At 44.5% G+C, this 15,380-nt stretch carries 20 protein-coding genes and 1 tRNA gene; 11 read left to right on the top strand and 10 right to left on the bottom strand.

Going from position 1 to position 15,380, the window contains the following annotated elements:
- Nucleotides 1–23: 23 nt before the first annotated feature.
- From QNH28_RS22150 to QNH28_RS22140, 3 genes are all read right to left on the bottom strand, one after another.
- A complete protein-coding gene (locus QNH28_RS22150) occupies nucleotides 24–155 on the bottom strand; it encodes a hypothetical protein (protein ID WP_283908577.1) in 132 nt (43 codons plus the stop codon).
- A gap of 188 nt (nucleotides 156–343) precedes the next feature.
- A complete protein-coding gene (locus tag QNH28_RS22145; RefSeq protein WP_283908576.1) occupies nucleotides 344–1,324 on the bottom strand; it encodes a hypothetical protein in 981 nt (326 codons plus the stop codon).
- Nucleotides 1,321–1,815: an RNA polymerase sigma factor gene (locus QNH28_RS22140; RefSeq protein WP_283908575.1), complete on the bottom strand. Its 495-nt coding sequence runs from the start codon at nucleotides 1,813–1,815 to the stop codon at nucleotides 1,321–1,323. Before QNH28_RS22140 ends, QNH28_RS22145 begins: the two co-directional genes overlap by 4 nt.
- 694 nt (nucleotides 1,816–2,509) lie before the next feature.
- Between QNH28_RS22140 and QNH28_RS22135 the strand changes: the two genes are divergently transcribed.
- Nucleotides 2,510–2,680: a hypothetical protein gene (locus QNH28_RS22135; RefSeq protein ID WP_283908574.1), complete on the top strand. Its 171-nt coding sequence runs from the start codon at nucleotides 2,510–2,512 to the stop codon at nucleotides 2,678–2,680.
- Nucleotides 2,681–2,803: 123 nt separating this feature from the next.
- On the opposite strand, the gene QNH28_RS22130 is transcribed toward QNH28_RS22135, so the two are convergent.
- The 3 genes from QNH28_RS22130 to QNH28_RS22120 all read right to left on the bottom strand — a co-directional run bounded on the left by QNH28_RS22130 (nucleotide 2,804) and on the right by QNH28_RS22120 (nucleotide 3,905).
- A complete protein-coding gene (locus tag QNH28_RS22130; RefSeq protein ID WP_170880221.1) occupies nucleotides 2,804–2,965 on the bottom strand; it encodes a hypothetical protein in 162 nt (53 codons plus the stop codon).
- 79 nt (nucleotides 2,966–3,044) lie between these two features.
- Nucleotides 3,045–3,578 carry an ImmA/IrrE family metallo-endopeptidase gene (locus QNH28_RS22125; protein WP_283912236.1) on the bottom strand — a complete coding sequence of 178 codons (534 nt, stop codon included), beginning with the start codon at nucleotides 3,576–3,578 and terminating at the stop codon, nucleotides 3,045–3,047.
- Between the two features lie 150 nt (nucleotides 3,579–3,728).
- Nucleotides 3,729–3,905, bottom strand: coding sequence for a YjfB family protein (locus QNH28_RS22120; protein WP_283908573.1), 177 nt, complete (start codon nucleotides 3,903–3,905; stop codon nucleotides 3,729–3,731).
- Nucleotides 3,906–4,054: 149 nt separating this feature from the next.
- Between QNH28_RS22120 and QNH28_RS22115 the strand changes: the two genes are divergently transcribed.
- Entirely contained in the window at nucleotides 4,055–4,204 is a 150-nt protein-coding gene (locus tag QNH28_RS22115) for a hypothetical protein (RefSeq protein ID WP_179281775.1), read from the top strand.
- Between the two features lie 80 nt (nucleotides 4,205–4,284).
- Here QNH28_RS22115 and QNH28_RS22110 read toward each other — a convergent pair whose 3' ends face one another.
- Nucleotides 4,285–4,716 (bottom strand): NucA/NucB deoxyribonuclease domain-containing protein, encoded by a 432-nt coding sequence (locus QNH28_RS22110; RefSeq protein WP_283912235.1) that lies wholly within the window; start codon nucleotides 4,714–4,716, stop codon nucleotides 4,285–4,287.
- A 107-nt stretch (nucleotides 4,717–4,823) separates the two neighbouring features.
- Between QNH28_RS22110 and QNH28_RS22105 the strand changes: the two genes are divergently transcribed.
- Together QNH28_RS22105 and QNH28_RS22100 are read left to right on the top strand one after the other, a co-directional pair.
- Nucleotides 4,824–5,240, top strand: a complete 417-nt coding sequence (locus QNH28_RS22105) for a cytidine deaminase (RefSeq protein WP_283912234.1) — start codon at nucleotides 4,824–4,826, stop codon at nucleotides 5,238–5,240.
- Between the two features lie 173 nt (nucleotides 5,241–5,413).
- Entirely contained in the window at nucleotides 5,414–6,889 is a 1,476-nt protein-coding gene (locus QNH28_RS22100) for a glycosyl hydrolase (RefSeq protein WP_283908572.1), read from the top strand.
- Nucleotides 6,890–6,940: 51 nt separating this feature from the next.
- Here QNH28_RS22100 and QNH28_RS22095 read toward each other — a convergent pair whose 3' ends face one another.
- The gene (locus tag QNH28_RS22095; protein WP_283908571.1) at nucleotides 6,941–7,429 is read right to left on the bottom strand and encodes a PH domain-containing protein; all 489 of its coding nucleotides are present in this window, start codon (nucleotides 7,427–7,429) and stop codon (nucleotides 6,941–6,943) included.
- 117 nt (nucleotides 7,430–7,546) lie between these two features.
- On the opposite strand from QNH28_RS22095, the gene QNH28_RS22090 reads away from it, so the two are divergent.
- The gene (locus QNH28_RS22090) at nucleotides 7,547–8,107 is read left to right on the top strand and encodes a hypothetical protein (protein ID WP_283908570.1); all 561 of its coding nucleotides are present in this window, start codon (nucleotides 7,547–7,549) and stop codon (nucleotides 8,105–8,107) included.
- A gap of 302 nt (nucleotides 8,108–8,409) precedes the next feature.
- The gene (locus QNH28_RS22085) at nucleotides 8,410–8,745 is read left to right on the top strand and encodes a YolD-like family protein (protein WP_349655006.1); all 336 of its coding nucleotides are present in this window, start codon (nucleotides 8,410–8,412) and stop codon (nucleotides 8,743–8,745) included.
- Here QNH28_RS22085 and QNH28_RS22080 read toward each other — a convergent pair.
- Nucleotides 8,742–8,906, bottom strand: a complete 165-nt coding sequence (locus QNH28_RS22080) for a hypothetical protein (RefSeq protein ID WP_172628852.1) — start codon at nucleotides 8,904–8,906, stop codon at nucleotides 8,742–8,744. The two genes, QNH28_RS22085 and QNH28_RS22080, sit on opposite strands and share 4 nt — an antisense overlap.
- A gap of 292 nt (nucleotides 8,907–9,198) precedes the next feature.
- On the opposite strand from QNH28_RS22080, the gene QNH28_RS22075 reads away from it, so the two are divergent.
- The 5 genes from QNH28_RS22075 to QNH28_RS22055 all read left to right on the top strand — a co-directional run bounded on the left by QNH28_RS22075 (nucleotide 9,199) and on the right by QNH28_RS22055 (nucleotide 13,830).
- Complete coding sequence (locus QNH28_RS22075; RefSeq protein WP_283908569.1) at nucleotides 9,199–9,885, top strand: M15 family metallopeptidase; 687 nt, start codon at nucleotides 9,199–9,201, stop codon at nucleotides 9,883–9,885.
- A gap of 76 nt (nucleotides 9,886–9,961) precedes the next feature.
- Nucleotides 9,962–10,432 carry a hypothetical protein gene (locus tag QNH28_RS22070; protein ID WP_283908568.1) on the top strand — a complete coding sequence of 157 codons (471 nt, stop codon included), beginning with the start codon at nucleotides 9,962–9,964 and terminating at the stop codon, nucleotides 10,430–10,432.
- Between the two features lie 161 nt (nucleotides 10,433–10,593).
- Nucleotides 10,594–10,679 (top strand) — tRNA-Leu (locus QNH28_RS22065).
- 320 nt (nucleotides 10,680–10,999) lie between these two features.
- Entirely contained in the window at nucleotides 11,000–12,592 is a 1,593-nt protein-coding gene (locus QNH28_RS22060) for a sensor domain-containing diguanylate cyclase (RefSeq protein ID WP_283908567.1), read from the top strand.
- Between the two features lie 224 nt (nucleotides 12,593–12,816).
- Nucleotides 12,817–13,830, top strand: coding sequence for a LacI family DNA-binding transcriptional regulator (locus tag QNH28_RS22055; RefSeq protein WP_349655073.1), 1,014 nt, complete (start codon nucleotides 12,817–12,819; stop codon nucleotides 13,828–13,830).
- Nucleotides 13,831–14,060: 230 nt separating this feature from the next.
- Here the strand turns inward: QNH28_RS22055 and QNH28_RS22050 are convergent, their stop codons facing one another.
- Nucleotides 14,061–15,362, bottom strand: coding sequence for a Gfo/Idh/MocA family protein (locus tag QNH28_RS22050; RefSeq protein WP_283908565.1), 1,302 nt, complete (start codon nucleotides 15,360–15,362; stop codon nucleotides 14,061–14,063).
- Nucleotides 15,363–15,380 lie beyond the last annotated feature (18 nt).

The following is a 15,380-nucleotide window of genomic DNA, read 5'->3' as shown; positions in this document are numbered from 1 at the left end:
CGGTCCGAGTAGAAATCCTCCCACTAATCCTCTACAGTGTTTTTGTCTATTGTGATTGTTTTTAAAAAACCAGTTTGCAAATTTACAATTCCAAGAGTAGACATTATTACTTTACCTTCATAGTCACCAGCAATAACTTTATTTTTTGCACCCATCTAATCACTTCTTCTTCAACATATATATTAATCGACAACAAAAAGGGCGCTGTTGCAAAGCCATGAAATGGTTTTGCAGCAGCGCCTTTTTTTTGTATCCAGCTAGACTTTTCTAATGGGTATGGTGCCCGAAAAGTTGTCCCAAGCTTTGCTCCTATCGCTGTACTCTCGGTTTCCGATCATCATTCTTATAGTTTCATACTTTCCCATAGCTGCTGGAATGCCCCGGACTCGACCTCGAAGAATACCGGCGCCTGGCCGTAGCGTACAAGTCCTTGACCGAACAGCGTCAGTTCTACCCGGGCGTTGTCATCCAACTGGAGATAGAAGACCTTGCGGTCTTCGCTATCGTAGATGCCTTGCTCAATAAGCGGCTCTGCTGCCAGTGGTTTGGCTGCTTGGAGTGCCGTCAGAAAGCCTTTAAGCGCCTCGCCGTCAGCGAGCGGTGTGTACTGCTGCTGTCCGTTGTTCCAGCTGTCGAAGCTTTCCCACTGTGCGGAAGTAATTCGACCTTCAAGATTTAGCTTGCCAAATAGATCTGCGCCGCTGTTTACGGTGATCCCGTTTGTATGCTCATACAGTTCGGCGAATACCTCGCCGTTGATTTCCGAATAGGACATAATCAGGAAACTGGAATCATATCCCTTCACGGAATAGATATCTGTCTCACCGATGTTAGAAGCTAACTCAATATACTTGTCTTTGCCGCTCCATTCATCGATGCCACCAGTAGTACGTCCCAGCTTGTCACCGCGCAGAGCGGCAGCATCGGCTGCGTTGATTCGAGTCGCAGACTGTGTATAAATGTTATCTTTATATACGACCAAGGCGATCATATCTGTCATAGCTCCAGACTTGGTATCCGGCAGTTCCACCTTCGGAATGACAATGCTTCCAGACGCATTTGTACCAGAATTGCTTGAGCCCGGAGTAACCTGGGCAATCTGCTCTTGGGGACTCTGGCCATTTAACTGCTGCCATATATTAGGTGCGGCCAAGCCGATCCCGGCGGCGAGGACGATACTTGCCGCGATATAAACCGTCTTGCGTGGACGTTTCCGTTCCTGCGGTTGCTCCAGTTTGTCGATCAAATCTTTTTTCATCTCTTCACCTGGTTTCATAGAATCCACCGCTTTCTTGTATAATGTTCGAAACTGATCTTCTTTCATTGTGATTCCACTCCTTCCAGCTCCAGTTTTAACAGTTGCCGTCCCCGTTGAAGTCTCATCTTCACAGCTGACTGACTAATCTGCAGAATCTTGCTGATTTCCTGGATGGGATAGTCCTCGTAATAATAAAGATGGATTACGGTTTTATACTTCATAGGCATCGCCATAACTAACTGTAGTAGAGCCAAATCCTCGGGGGAGTCTACCGCAATCGGCTCAGCATTTTCTAGCTTAACCTCGCGCTTGCGCCAGCCTCTGCCCAGTAATGTTTTACAATGATTGGTGATTACCCGGATCAGCCATGCTTTCTGATGTTCAGCGTCTTTGAACTTTGGCGCTTTTTCTATTAGCTTGATGAAGGTATCCTGAGTGGCTTCTTCGGCATCTTGGCGGCTGCCTAAATGGACCAAAGCAATCCGGAACAGCATATCTGCGTAGATTTCGTAACTCTTTATCACATGATTTCCCGGCCGGGTCATGGATCGTTGCATGATTCTATGCCCCCTTTACCTATAACACCATTTAGGACGGCATTTGGTCACATTATGTTCCTGAGAAAATTTGTTAGCGATTGGGATAAACAACTGCCGAGTCACAATTTATTTCCTGAGACTTCCGGACTCAGATGTCGTTATTTGCAAATTTATTGCTTTTGGAGCGGGGGTTCGGACTCAAGTGCAGCTATTCCATCTCAAGTGGTATATATTTGGTGTTTTTTATGCCAATAGAGGCTATGGGGTCCGTTAGTAAGCTAAAAGAGGGATTATGCTGCGTATAAGGTCAGCTGTGTCCGATAGCTGCAAAGTACGCCCAAAATAGTATCTAACTCAAATGATATTTTTACTGTTTCAAGGGTTAGAATCAAAAAAACGCGATTGCTCCAGCAGCCATATCATGACTGCTGAGACAATCGCGTTTTTATAGTAGTAGTTCCCCTTTACGGGAGGGTCTCCTCAATATGTTTATATGTATAGTTTGGGTCAAACCCTTATGATTTCGGAAGGTATGAAGCGCTAAAGAAGCGACTCCATATACAATAGTGAAGGTAATAAGGAATATTTTTGTTCTTTTCTTCATTAATTCCCTCCATTTAGATAAAATGTATATATTATAAGATAATATATTGTGACTGGTATGTCATATCTATTGTATCTTGTAACTACACATTAGAAGGGAGGAATGAAGATGACGGAACAAGAAGAGAAAATACAGGAGTTGGAGCGGCGAATTAAGGTATTGGAGAATCATACTAGTCCCAGGCTACCAGGTCTCAGAATCTTATGGTTTATTATTTGGGGGTTTGTGGGTATATTCCTCATTCTAATTCTTATTGGTTTGACTCAATTTGTCGCATAACAGAGCTTATAATTACAAATAAGGCAGCAAATTTCCCACCGATAGTTAAACCCGCGTAGGTAAAGAATTGCCTGGGTATACTATACTTGCTGCCTTTTTATTATGAACTTACACAAATCATCTTCAGTCGTCTTTAGGTTCTTGCAATAAAATGGAGAAGGTTCCCGTTTCATGATCCACTTCAATCGACTCGATCCCAACAAAATCCGGAATTTCGGGGTGTACTGCATCTACGTTATAATCTGGATGAGTCATCAATAATTCAATTACTTTAATGGCTTCCATATCGTTCCCCCTTGCGAGAAATTCCACCATAATTATTAATGGTCCTTCATTGCGACTACCCTTATTATCTCCGCAGTCATTATTGAATATGTGTTAATCGTTCTTCGTTTCTTCCCATCACGGCCAATAATTGCCCCTGAAAAACACGTCTTTGAATTTGATCAATCCGCTGTAAAGCCAGCTCGCTTGGCACTTGAAATTCTGCTGCAAGATAGCTGATCGCCTCTTCTCGTTGTTCAGGCAATGTCATTCGTGAAATCATGGAGTAGGGCATAGCTGCATAAAGAATAAAACGCTCGGATTCATCCTCCTGTGCCCGCGTAAAATGCTCTGGCATCAATATTTGATTAGTACCATGGCGGAGCAGGTGACAGAGCTCATGGAGAAACTCTAGCCGCTGCAGACTGGCTGGAAGCCGGTTGTCGATAAACATGGTGTACATCCCCGCTGATGCTTCGATGCTCTTGCTTCTTACATCCAAATAATGAACCCAAATATTAAGCCGTTCTGCAATATAAGCAATCGAAATTTGCGAAGGCTGAGTAAGGTTCAGACGCTTGTATAAATCTTCCGTCCACTTCTCCAGCGCAGTCATTTGATAATAGGATTTCATGTTATTCACATCATTCACCTCATTCAGAATCAATTATAGGATCGTATGTTCGTATAATAAGACAAAAGAAAAGCCCGAGGGGCTATGTAGGGTAAAAAATATAAGGACACATAAGAACGAGTGTTCTTGTGTGTCCTTAGCATAATGCAATTAAACACTAATATCAAGTGTTTTTCCTAAATTCGGAGCAACGCTTTTGCCCAGCATTTCCACCATCGTTTGACTCTGGGTTTCAGCCTGATTTTTGGCAATATTCATGACTTGTATTCCTACATTTTGAGCTAAGGATGCTTGGCTCATTGCTATTGATAATGCGGCTATATCCATATTGCACCTCCTTTGTGTATATCCTGTTTATCGACTGTGCCTACCGAATTCATTAGGTGAATAGCATTTGTTTGCCAATTCGCCCAAACGGCTTATCTCCCTTTTACATATCTTGTGCTGTAGTCATTAATCATTAGGAGGAATTGAAAATGGGATTTGAACATGGTTGTGGATGTAACGTAGGTCCGGTAGTAAGCCCAGCAGCAGTAGGTCCGGTGTGTAGCCCTTGGACTTCAACAGGAGCTATTCTGGTACTCTTCATCTTGCTGGTTATCATCACTAAAGCTTGCTTATTCTAAGCTAGCTAATGCACATTGTAGCCCCATCCGGTGTATACCGGATGGGGCTATTCTTTTGAAGCATTGTTCACGTTAGCTTATTATTTGAACATAAATTCTACGCGGGTTCCGTCCGCATAATCTTCTAATTGATTGCCAACCCAGCTTCCTGCGCCGCGGTTATCTTTTGGGGTTATGTATTCAATGTCGGCCCCTTGGCCACCTTCATTACACATGGCCATGGGCCATTCGTCGCGGTCGTAGCCTTTTTTGGTGGGGATCCCTTTTAAGGATTCTTTGCGGTTCTCTTCAGCCTGCTCACGGTTAATGGTGCATGTGGCAGATTCCCCTTTGGCAATCGCGTCCTGAATGTGCTTGGCGGTCTCAGGATAACGATCTGATGGGAAGATCAGCTGAACAACTTCTGAATCAGATGTGGACGAGGGGGCTGCCGGATCTCCGTTCTGTTCATACCAGTAACCGCCCAAAGCAAGTAACACAACAATGATGAGACTGGTGAGTAATTTCTGTATTTTCAAATCTGCTCCTCCTTTTTTGGAACTTAAAATAGTATATCTTATATCATAATGCAGTGCGATTTAATATACTTAGGAAAAATAAGAGGAGGACGGAATTGGATATGGAGTATTTGATTACGATTGAAGATCAGACGCTTATAGCCTCTGCTGAAGATATTATTACTAGACGTTATGAATGGGAAAGACACCATGTAGGGGCAGCGCTCCGTACTAAGACGGGTGAGATCTTTACAGCGGTGCATGTAGAAGCTAGCATGGGGCGGATTACAGTCTGTGCAGAAGCGATGGTGATTGGAAAAGCGATATCCGAAGGCTACAAGGAATTTGATACGATTGTTGCGGTAAGGCATCCTGATCCGGACAGCGAGGAAAGAGAGATTAAAGTAGTCTCTCCCTGCGGGATGTGTCGTGAGTTAATTGCTGATTATGGGAAGGACTGCAAAGTCATTGTATCCGAGGACGGCCAATTAGCCAAATATGATATTACTGAATTACTGCCGCTGAGATATACGAGGTAATTTGGAGAGTTTGGTCGGGAGCCGCTAGGCTCCTTTCTTATTGAGCCGTGAATTTATTCAGCAGTTCCTTACACTGTCCTAAATTAATTTACAACTTCATGTCCATTCGCTGAGTTCATGTCACTAGTATCCCCATACTATAACTTAAAAAAGTTAAAAGGATGTGAGAGTGGATGGAACAGCGCAACCTTCGAAATATGGTTGATTCGGCATCGAGGTTTGTGAGCGATGTTCAGTGGCAAATAGCGTATCGTAAATTACAAATGGCTCCGGCAGATTCGGAAACGATTCCTTCTGCTCAGCAATTGTTGAATACCCTTTATTTTCTGCAAGGAAAAGGATGGATTAGTGGACAGCATGATTATTTGGAGAGCGCGGATGAGTTTAATGGGAAACTGAAAAATACTAGTGGGCAATACGCCGCACTTCACGGCTATGAGCTGGGAGCAATCAATAATCAGACGGCGGCGCTAATAGACAATCAGCGGGATTGGGTCGTTAGCAGCGCTATTCGCTGGTATAAAGCCGGTGGAATCGTAACGATTAGCTATCACGCTCAGTTGCCAGGGACAGCGCCCGCTTGGGCTAACGTATCTACGAGCATAAGCAACGCTGATTTTGACAAATATATAACTCCGGGTACCACTCAGTACAACGCACTGATCGCTGATCTGGATAAGATAGCCCTTTCTTTAAAAAAGCTTAATGACGCAGGCGTTCCTGTGCTCTGGCGGCCGTATCATGAAATGAATGGCGGATGGTTCTGGTGGGGGCAGAAGAGCAACTACGTGGGACTGTGGAACCTTATGTTTGACCGCTTTACTAGCTATCATAAGCTGCATAATTTATTGTGGGTCTGGAGCCCAAATGCTAAAAATCAATGGAGTGATGACCCTGCGGAATACTACCCGAGCGGTGACAAAGTAGATGTGCTGGCACTAGATATCTATGGTGGGGATTTTAAGGGAAGTCACTATGATAGTCTATGGGATCTGGGTCGTGGAAAAGTGATCGCGATTGGAGAAAATGGAGAGCTTCCGTCCCCTGCACTACTGTCTAAATCACAGCCCAAATGGTCTTATCAGATGACCTGGGGCAAGCTTCTTTATGAGAAGAACACTGATGCGGTGATAAAAGCCTTTATGAACGACAGCTTTGTATTCACACGGGAAGAGTATGCTGCTGAAGCGGCGATTGTGGCTGCTAAGGGAGATAGTGTACTGCAGAGTGGACTATGGGGGCAATATTACAATAACATGAACCTTAGCGGCGCTCCTGCGCTGACGCGAACCGATGCTAACATTCAATTTTCGTGGAAACAGGGTTCGCCCGATCCGACCATTCGTGTCGACGCTTTCTCTATACGTTGGAGTGGCAAGCTAACTGCAGCTTATAGTGAGACTTATACTATTTACTCCTCCTCTGATGACGGGGTGCGGGTGTGGATTGATGGAGTGCTGATTATTGATAGCTGGGTGAATCAGAGTGGACAGGAGCGAAAGGGTACCGTGAATCTGATTGCAGGCAAGCTGCATGAAGTAAAGGTGGAGTACTATGAGAATGAAGGTGACGCGCGAATTGTATTGCAGTGGGAAAGTCCTAGCCAACCCAAGGGGATTATTCCAGCAGGAGCGTTCTATCTTCCATAAGAGAGCGAAAAAAGCCCCGAATTTCGGGGCTTTTTTTAATGTGAAAGGGTCTTAAATTTGTTCGCGGTAGCTAATGTTGTTGGCGATCTTCTCGTCACGAACGGCTTTGCGAAGAACATCTTTGACCGTTTGGGCATTATGGATTTTTCGAAAAAGAAGCTGAGGCGCTGAAGCATCATCAGAAAATACAGTTAATGTACCGATACCGAGCATCCGGTCCATGATAGATTGTGCTACGGATAAATCGCGTACACGCAGTAATTCAATCTCTTCGACATTTTTACCGATAAGTCCGGTCTTTACCATAATGCGCTGGCTTGTAATAGTATACGTAGTCGTGTTTAGGCGTACGATTCCTTTAAGACGATCAGAGATGCTGGCAGGTTTACCCTTCCAGAGCACGACTTCTTGAATAGCATTTTGATTTGCTGATGGACGGCGGGCGGTCACTGGAGCGGTGCCGTCAATGCTGGATCCACATTCCCCGCAAAATTTAGCGCCCTGCTTATATTCTGATCCGCAGGTTGTGCAATAAGCCATAAATACTCTCCTTCCCTCATTACAATTGAAATAATTATAACATAATAGTCATTTTACATAAATTTCATTTGCGCTTTACACAAACCGACATTATTCTGTTAAGTGGAGGGATAAATAATGAAAAAAGTGTTACTAATAGGAACGCTAATGTTGACAATCATCCTTAGCGCCTGCAGCAATAATAATTCAACTTCATCGGCACCTGCCTCAGAAGAAGAAGTGCAGGAGACCGTGCAAAACTTCTACAGTGAAATGTCTAAACTTGATGAATTAGGAAAATCATCTTTAGCGGGATTCAACGAAGCTATTGCCGCTTATTCAGCAGGAGAAATTTCGGACAGGCAGCTGGAGAAGAAGATTAACGAATTCCAGAAGACCGCAACAGACCTATCTAATCAGGCTGAGAAAGTGAAAATCTCCTCTAGCTTGCCCGAAGACATTCGGAAGCTGCTTGAGGAGTCCAAAATTGCTTTTCAAAGTGCTTATTCTCTAAAAGAACAGGCCTCTCAAGGTGCTGATTCCGCAGAGGTCACTGCTGAGCAGTTCGAGGAATTGAATCAGAACGCTGACGTAGCGATGTTATACGGCATTTCCAAGCTTAATGAAGCAAGAGAAGCAACAGGACTCATCGATGCAGATGGTCAGTCCACCACTGAGTCAGGGAACGTTCAAGAATAGATCGAAAGTTAGACGCTGTACAGTTCAACTGTCAGCGTCTTTTTGATGCGATTTTGAGCTTGAGCAGAGGTATCACTGCCAATCCTATAAATAAGCCAGCTACGATTCCTTTTGTGAGGTCTGAGAGCGTATTACTTTGATATACGACTAGATATTCATTATTATACAACTTTTAGATAAAAGAGAAGGATTTTAAAGTGGTATCTTTTTCCTGATTATTGATTATTCAGCGAAGGTGTGGATATAATACAAACATACGTTCGTGTATAGCGGAATAAGTATAGAATTAGGGAGGGATTACCATGGGCAAAAAGCTGGAGAAAAACGGACTGTGGGAAAGCAGTCGCATGATGCTGCCGGAGCACAAGGTAAGAATTATAAGGGATGAACGGGAGACGCTGCGCCGCATCAAGCCTATTCTGGATGAGCAGAAGCTGGAGGAGATCGAATGTACACTGGCCTTATCGTTACGGAGTCATGTGCGCGTGACTGTTGTACTGTTTGATCCCTTTGAGAATACGACACTAAGTGGTTTTGTGACTTCCATTCACACCCACTCGCGTGAGTTTAAGCTGCAGTGGGCGGAGGAATGGAAGTGGATCGATGTGGATGATATTGTTGAGGTTTACATCGTCTAATGCTGAGAACCGCTGCCTTCACTTTTTTCATAAGCAATTAGGGTCACGGTTGGATTGCCGGTCAGATGTGCAATGGAAGCCTCAGCATTACGAATAATCTCGAGTGCTTCTTCCTGCTCGCTCAGGGCAGCAACTTTATAGCTATCGCTATGAATGTCCATATATGTTCCCACCTTTCGCAAATATTTTGCCCTTTTTTGTGGAATTGATCCAAGGTGGAGAAGCTGTGAATAGGTACTTTACAGGGTAGATCTCGGGGATACCGGGGTCTTTTTTTTAAATATAAGAAAGTTATGCATCTATCCTTTATGTCTTATATTTCTCGCTTAAACGCTTATCGTCCTTCCTTATATGGACGCCGAAGACGTTTATGCTTGTGTGTTAAGGCAAGCAGGGATATTAGTACAAGCGAATGGGGAGCCGGGATCATTGATTATACCAAGGGGTGATTCTATGCTGACTTTAGATCAAGTGAGGGATAAATCGGCGGCGAGGCTTGTTGGGCTTCATCCTGTTTTGACAGCAGGGGCGAAGGCTTTGATTCAGCAAAGTTATGCCAGAGGAGTGGCCATCGTGATTACTCAGGGGTTGCGGTCAATTGCGGAACAAAATGCCTTATATGCGCAGGGCAGAAGTAAGCCGGGACCTATAGTTACCAATGCCAAAGGGGGAACCAGCTATCACAATTATGGCCTTGCGTTTGACTTTGCGCTTTTGCTGCCGGATGGAAATAGTCTTTCCTGGGATATGAATCGTGATGGTGATAAAGATAAGATAGCGGACTGGCAAGAGGTTGTACAGGTGGGCAAACAGCTAGGGCTTGAATGGGGAGGGGACTGGACGTCTTTTAAAGATTATTCCCATCTGCAGATGGCCTTCGGCTTAACCACGACTCAACTTCGGGCAGGTATACGTCCTACGACGGATCAGGTCAATGAAGCTTTAAAAAGGATTACTGGGGAGGATGACCAGGTGAACAAAGACGTTAAAGTAACGATAACCTTGAATGGCAGTAAACTTACGGATGGTGTTCTTGATACTGGTATAACGTACGTGCCTATACGAGTTCTGGCTGAGGCGCTTGGAGCAAAGGTCACGTATGATGCAGCGAGCAAGACAGTGAATGTGGTAAAAGAGTAGAGCTATTCATGTATAGACAATGCCACCCAAGGGGAAATTATCAATGATAACTAACCATAAAGGGAGGCATAACGTTGTGAATAAGCTGATAACAAGCCTTGCATGCTGCACTGTACTGTCGATGAGTGTAATGGGAGCTAGTTACGCTAATCCAATCGGGTCAGCTGCTTTAGGCGGTATCCCGAACGCGAATACGGGCATGGATGGTACTGTGAATAACACTCGGATGATGAATACAGAAGGCAATCTAATGAACGGCACCACGGGAACGATGAATCAGCATGAGAGCATTATGAGAGATAAGATTCGCACAGGGGAAAATTACAGACCTAACACCAATAACTACAATGAAAATTACACCCGGGATAACTACAACAGAAATACGGTAACTCCACTATCCAACACTACAACGGATGGTAGATATCGGGCAACCAGCACAACTACGAATACTGGTACTACCAGCAGAGGATCTAATTGGGGTTGGCTCGGTTTGTTTGGACTTTTGGGCCTCGTCGGAATGAGAAGCAGAAGTGACGAACGCAGATAATTCACATGCCTAATAACCCGTGTCGGCACACGCTGGAGCGGGTTATTTTTAATGTGATAAAACTTTTTTTGAAAAAGGGATTGCGCGTTATCGATATTCATGATATTATATTTCTTGTCGCGTTATACGTAAACATCGTATGAAGCTACAACACATAATATGCCGGGGTGGCGGAACAGGCAGACGCACAGGACTTAAAATCCTGCGGTACGTGAGTACCGTACGGGTTCGACCCCCGTCCTCGGCATCACTGTGAAAACCTTGAGAAATCAAGGTTTTTTTGTTTTTCTTGAAGGAAAGTTTTTATTAAAAGCTAAAGGTCCTTTGTACTTAGGAATCACATCAGAGCACACAGAACTCAGGTTGGAAATACTCCTTTTCAGTACTTGTCAATTCACAAGCTCTGGAGAGGAGTTTTTTTATATGGAATATTTCATGAACCACCGTATATCGAACGGTACGTACAGTGGTGTGAGGGATTGGAGTTCATTGATTATTGTCGAATAACATCTTAATTTGTTGTATTATTGATTAAGCTAGTTTTCAAGATTCAAGGAGGGTTATAGTTTGCTTACACTGAGAAGAGCCGAGCCGCGTCAAAGTAAAAAGCTCAGTCTCACATCGCTGCTTACGGGCTTGGTTACGCTGGTGGTTCTACTAACCTCAAGCATTCTTCTGATCGGTTCTTACGAGTCCAAAAAACAATCATTGATGGAGACTACACTCCATCTGAATTACTACAACGCTGACCGAATGACCAAGACAATGGATTCCTTATTTCAGTCTATGCGCAGTAGTTTGGAATACAGCGCTGCCAGACTCTCCGATGATGATACCTCAACGCCGAAGCAAGTGGATGATTATTTGGAACTGATGCGCAATAGTAGCAATTACTTCAATTCTATCACTGTGGTCGATGCCGACGGGCTGGTCCGCAACGTAGTACCGGCTAGTTTGGGGACATTAGGCGACCGTATTACTTCTAAGGCCAGTTTGGAAGCTCTGGCGTACAAAAAACCTTACATATCCTCCCCCTACATGACCCCAACCACCAAGAGACTAATCGTGTTTATGAGTCAGCCGATTTTCAGCAACAATGGTATATATCGCGGTATTTTGAGCGGCACATTTTATCTGCAGGAGAATAATATTTTGTCTATGATTTTTGGCGACAACAACGTGGACGATTCTGGCTCTTATTATTATATTGTGGATTCAAGCGGGCATCTGTTGTACCACCCGGATAAGCGGCTCATTGGGGAGGATGTCAGCAGTAACAAGGTTGTACAGAAACTTATGAAAGGGGAAAGCGGGGAACAGCAAGTGCGCAACACCCGTAGCGTTGAAATGCTTGCCGGATACTCGAGCGTACCGGCCAACGGCTGGGGAATTGTGGTCGTTTCGCCGATTAGTGTCATTCATCATCAACTGATGGGTCACCTTCGGACAATTCTCGGGTATTCGTTATTTCCGTTCATTATACTCCTGATGGGCGTCATTCTCGTAGCGCGCAAGTTGGCCCGACCTTTTGTCTACCTGGCAAATCTGGTGAGTAGGATGGGCAAGGAGAAGCTTGTATTGCCAGAAGCGAAGCCGCAATGGAGCCGAGAGGCAGATCTGCTAACCAAGGCTGTGTTGCTTGCCGTGACGGATATTCAGAAGCAGACGGATCAACTGACCCAAGAGGCTGTGACGGATGCTCTGACCGGTTTAATGAACCGGAGATCATTAGAGTATACGATGAGCCAGTGGATTGCCTCAGGGCAACCGTTTTCGCTCATTGTACTGGATGTAGACAAATTTAAATCGGTGAACGACACCTACGGCCATCTCGTCGGCGACGAAGTGCTGAAACATGTAGCCGAAGTTATAGTTAACTCGTTTCGCCCAGACGATGTTTGCCACCGCTACGGCGGCGAAGAGTTCATCATCTTGCTGCCTCACACTAGACCCGAGGAAGCTTTCACCGTAGCTGAAAGAGTCCGTCGGGCACTGGAACAAAGCAGCGGGCCAATCCCGACACAGGTTACGATCTCCCAGGGAATCGCCCATTATCCCGTTCATGCATTGGAGCGGGAGGGGCTGCTGGAGAAGGCGGATCAGGCGTTATACCTGGCCAAGAGCAGGGGGAGAAACCAGACGATGGTCGCTGATGGTTGAAACAATTGCCTCGAAATATGCGGTACGTACCCCATCCTTGGCATCACAGTGAAAACCTTGAGAAATCAAGGTTTTTTTGTTTTGTATGGAGCTTGTAGAAGTTGAAGCCCTGTAAATAAATATTGCTCTCAAGTATAGTTGAGGAGAAATTGACTCGATACAATAATAAACGCTATAATTTCCTTAGTGCGCAAAAAATTTCCTAAAGATAGGAGGGGAAGCAAATTAAACTAAAAGAAATTGCGAAAAAGGCAAACGTGTCAATTAGCACGGTGTCCAGGATCATGAACAATCAGGGTAATTTCAGTGAAGAGACACGCAGAAAAGTATTGGAAATTGCTAATGAACACTTAAAACCAGGTGTCGCTCCCTCCAAACTTGCAAATATATCCTATAAAATAGTCGTTATCGTTCCGGGAAATAATGACTTCTTCGACAATGATCCGTCTACCTCTGCCGACTTGAATCACTTGAAGGAAGAATTTGAGGATTATGGTCATCAGATTCATATTGTGAAGCATAGTACGGACTTGCAGTCCTCTCCAGCATATAAGCTTTTAAGTGAGGAAAAGGTGGACGCAGCCATCATTTTTGACCCATTTGTCAATGACAAGGTGTTTGAAGAGTTTGAGAAACTCGGAATTCCGTATTTGCTTACGAATGGAAGAACCTATAAGATCGGTCATAACTATATTGACTACGATAACCGTAAAGGCGCTTATAATGTGATTCGATATCTGCATGAATTGGGGCATCAGAAAATTGGGATCATTGCAGGGCCTAAGCAACATTTGGTGAATTTAAACCGGCTGGAAGGATGCAAAGATGCATTCCGCGATTTTAAAATGCCATGGTCCGAAACCAATGTCCTAATGGGTGCATTTGATCCTGCACATGGATATGAGGCAGTGAAGCAATTGATGAGTGAGGATCCGTCTATAACCGCATTTTTTACGTTTAACGACATCATTGCCTTTGGTGCGATGAAAGGATTGGCTGAGATGAACATCCGCATTCCAAAGGATGTCTCCTTAGTTGGTTTTGATGATTTAAAGCTATCAGAGTTCATGGTTCCGCCATTAACTACCGTCCGACGGTTTAGATACGATATTAGCTCTATCATCGTAAAAGTGCTGACCGAGCTGATTATGAACAAGAATATAGCAGAAGTCCAAATCAGCCTGAAGACTGAACTAATTGAGCGGGAATCATGCGCAAAAGTGGTAAATAAGGGGTAGAGGCAGGCGCTCTACGCTCGATCCGAAATAGCCGTCCTTCAATGACTACAATTCGAGGATGGCTTTTTGGCGTTTCCAGCTGCCGAGGATGATGGTAGAGAATACGCAAGTTGGGATGATATTGCGCAAAAATTTGCTTTGAATTTATATCCGAACGAAGGAGAATATAGTTAACGTCGTAAAACAAGACCGGCCCGCAGTCTGCGGGCCGGTCATTATAATATTATTTACTAGGAGGTTTGAACAGGTAGAGTGTCGTTTGAAGAGGTCGTTGTAAGAGATTGGCGGAAGAGCTTCATGTCTATAACGGCGCCTTCCCTCCGTCTGGATTCTTCGGCGGCGAAGGCCATGAGATGACTCTCTAGAGAGGCTTCCGCAGAAGTTAAGGTACCCACATATCTTTCATTTCGGAGGTCGGAAAGGAATTGTCGCATGATCCCATCGTCGCCTCCTTGATGACCACTGTCACTGGTTGGGGTATGAATGATAGACTGTGTGCCTGATGAAAATTCGAATAGATCGATACAGCCGCTTAGCAAATCACCGCGAATTTCCCCTTTGGTCCCCATGATTTGGATGGTGCGATTTATATCGCGCGTAAACCCGCACATGCTGAAAATAACGGTAACTCCATTCTCGAATTCCATATTAACCGTTTGATGATCCACTACATTATTATCCGTCCGATAGACACATTTGCCATAGGGACCATTCAATATTGCGTTCATTCTATTCGTTTCGGTAGGCGGATCTGTTATGAGTGCTGCAAAGTGATTTAATGTAGGGTCTTGCATATAAAAGCGCAATGCCGAATATGGACAAGTGGATTCCACCTCGCACCCATCCGTACATCGGTTGGTCGATCCAGCAGGCGCATTTTCGATGCGAAAGTGGCCTAAAGAACCAAAGGAACTAACTCTCTTGCAGTCTGCATCGGCAATCCATCGGATTAGATCCATGTCGTGACAAGACTTGGCCAATATCATTGGACTCGAGAGTACATCATTCCTCCAATTGCCTCTTACAAAGCTATGGGCGTAATGGAGGTACCCCACGTTTTCGTTATGTTGAATAGACATTACGTTTCCAATGAAACCGTCATTAATGAGTTGCTTTATTTTATTCCAAAAAGGGATATACCTCGAGACATGACAGATTGAAAGCAAGCGTCTTTCTTCACGTGCGATCTTCTCCATTTCAATGCACTCAGTCGGGTTGTTGGACATAGGTTTTTCCAAAAGAACATGATACCCCTTCCTGAGGGCAGCAATTGTAGGAAGGTAATGGTTCTGATCCTGTGTGCAGATGAGGAGTGCATCGCAAAGCTTGGGCCCGTTCAATAGATCTTCCCATGTTGAATAAATTTGCTCAGAGGTTAGGTTGAATGCTTCCGCAAATCGCGTTCTTCTCTCGTCGTTTGGTTCGGCAACTGCGACTACCTCCGCCTCGTGGGGAAACCTTTGGACATACGGCATATAGGATAAAAAACCTCTTGCTCCTGCTCCTATGACAGCTAATTTGATTGTTTTCATAGAATTATCTCCTGAATA

Origin of the sequence: Paenibacillus sp. G2S3, from assembly GCF_030123105.1 — a bacterium.
In the GTDB taxonomy this organism is placed as follows: Bacteria; Bacillota; Bacilli; order Paenibacillales; family Paenibacillaceae; genus Paenibacillus_AQ.
The sequence above is the reverse complement of the archived record's forward strand: the minus strand, read 5'-3'. Positions and strand labels throughout refer to the sequence as shown.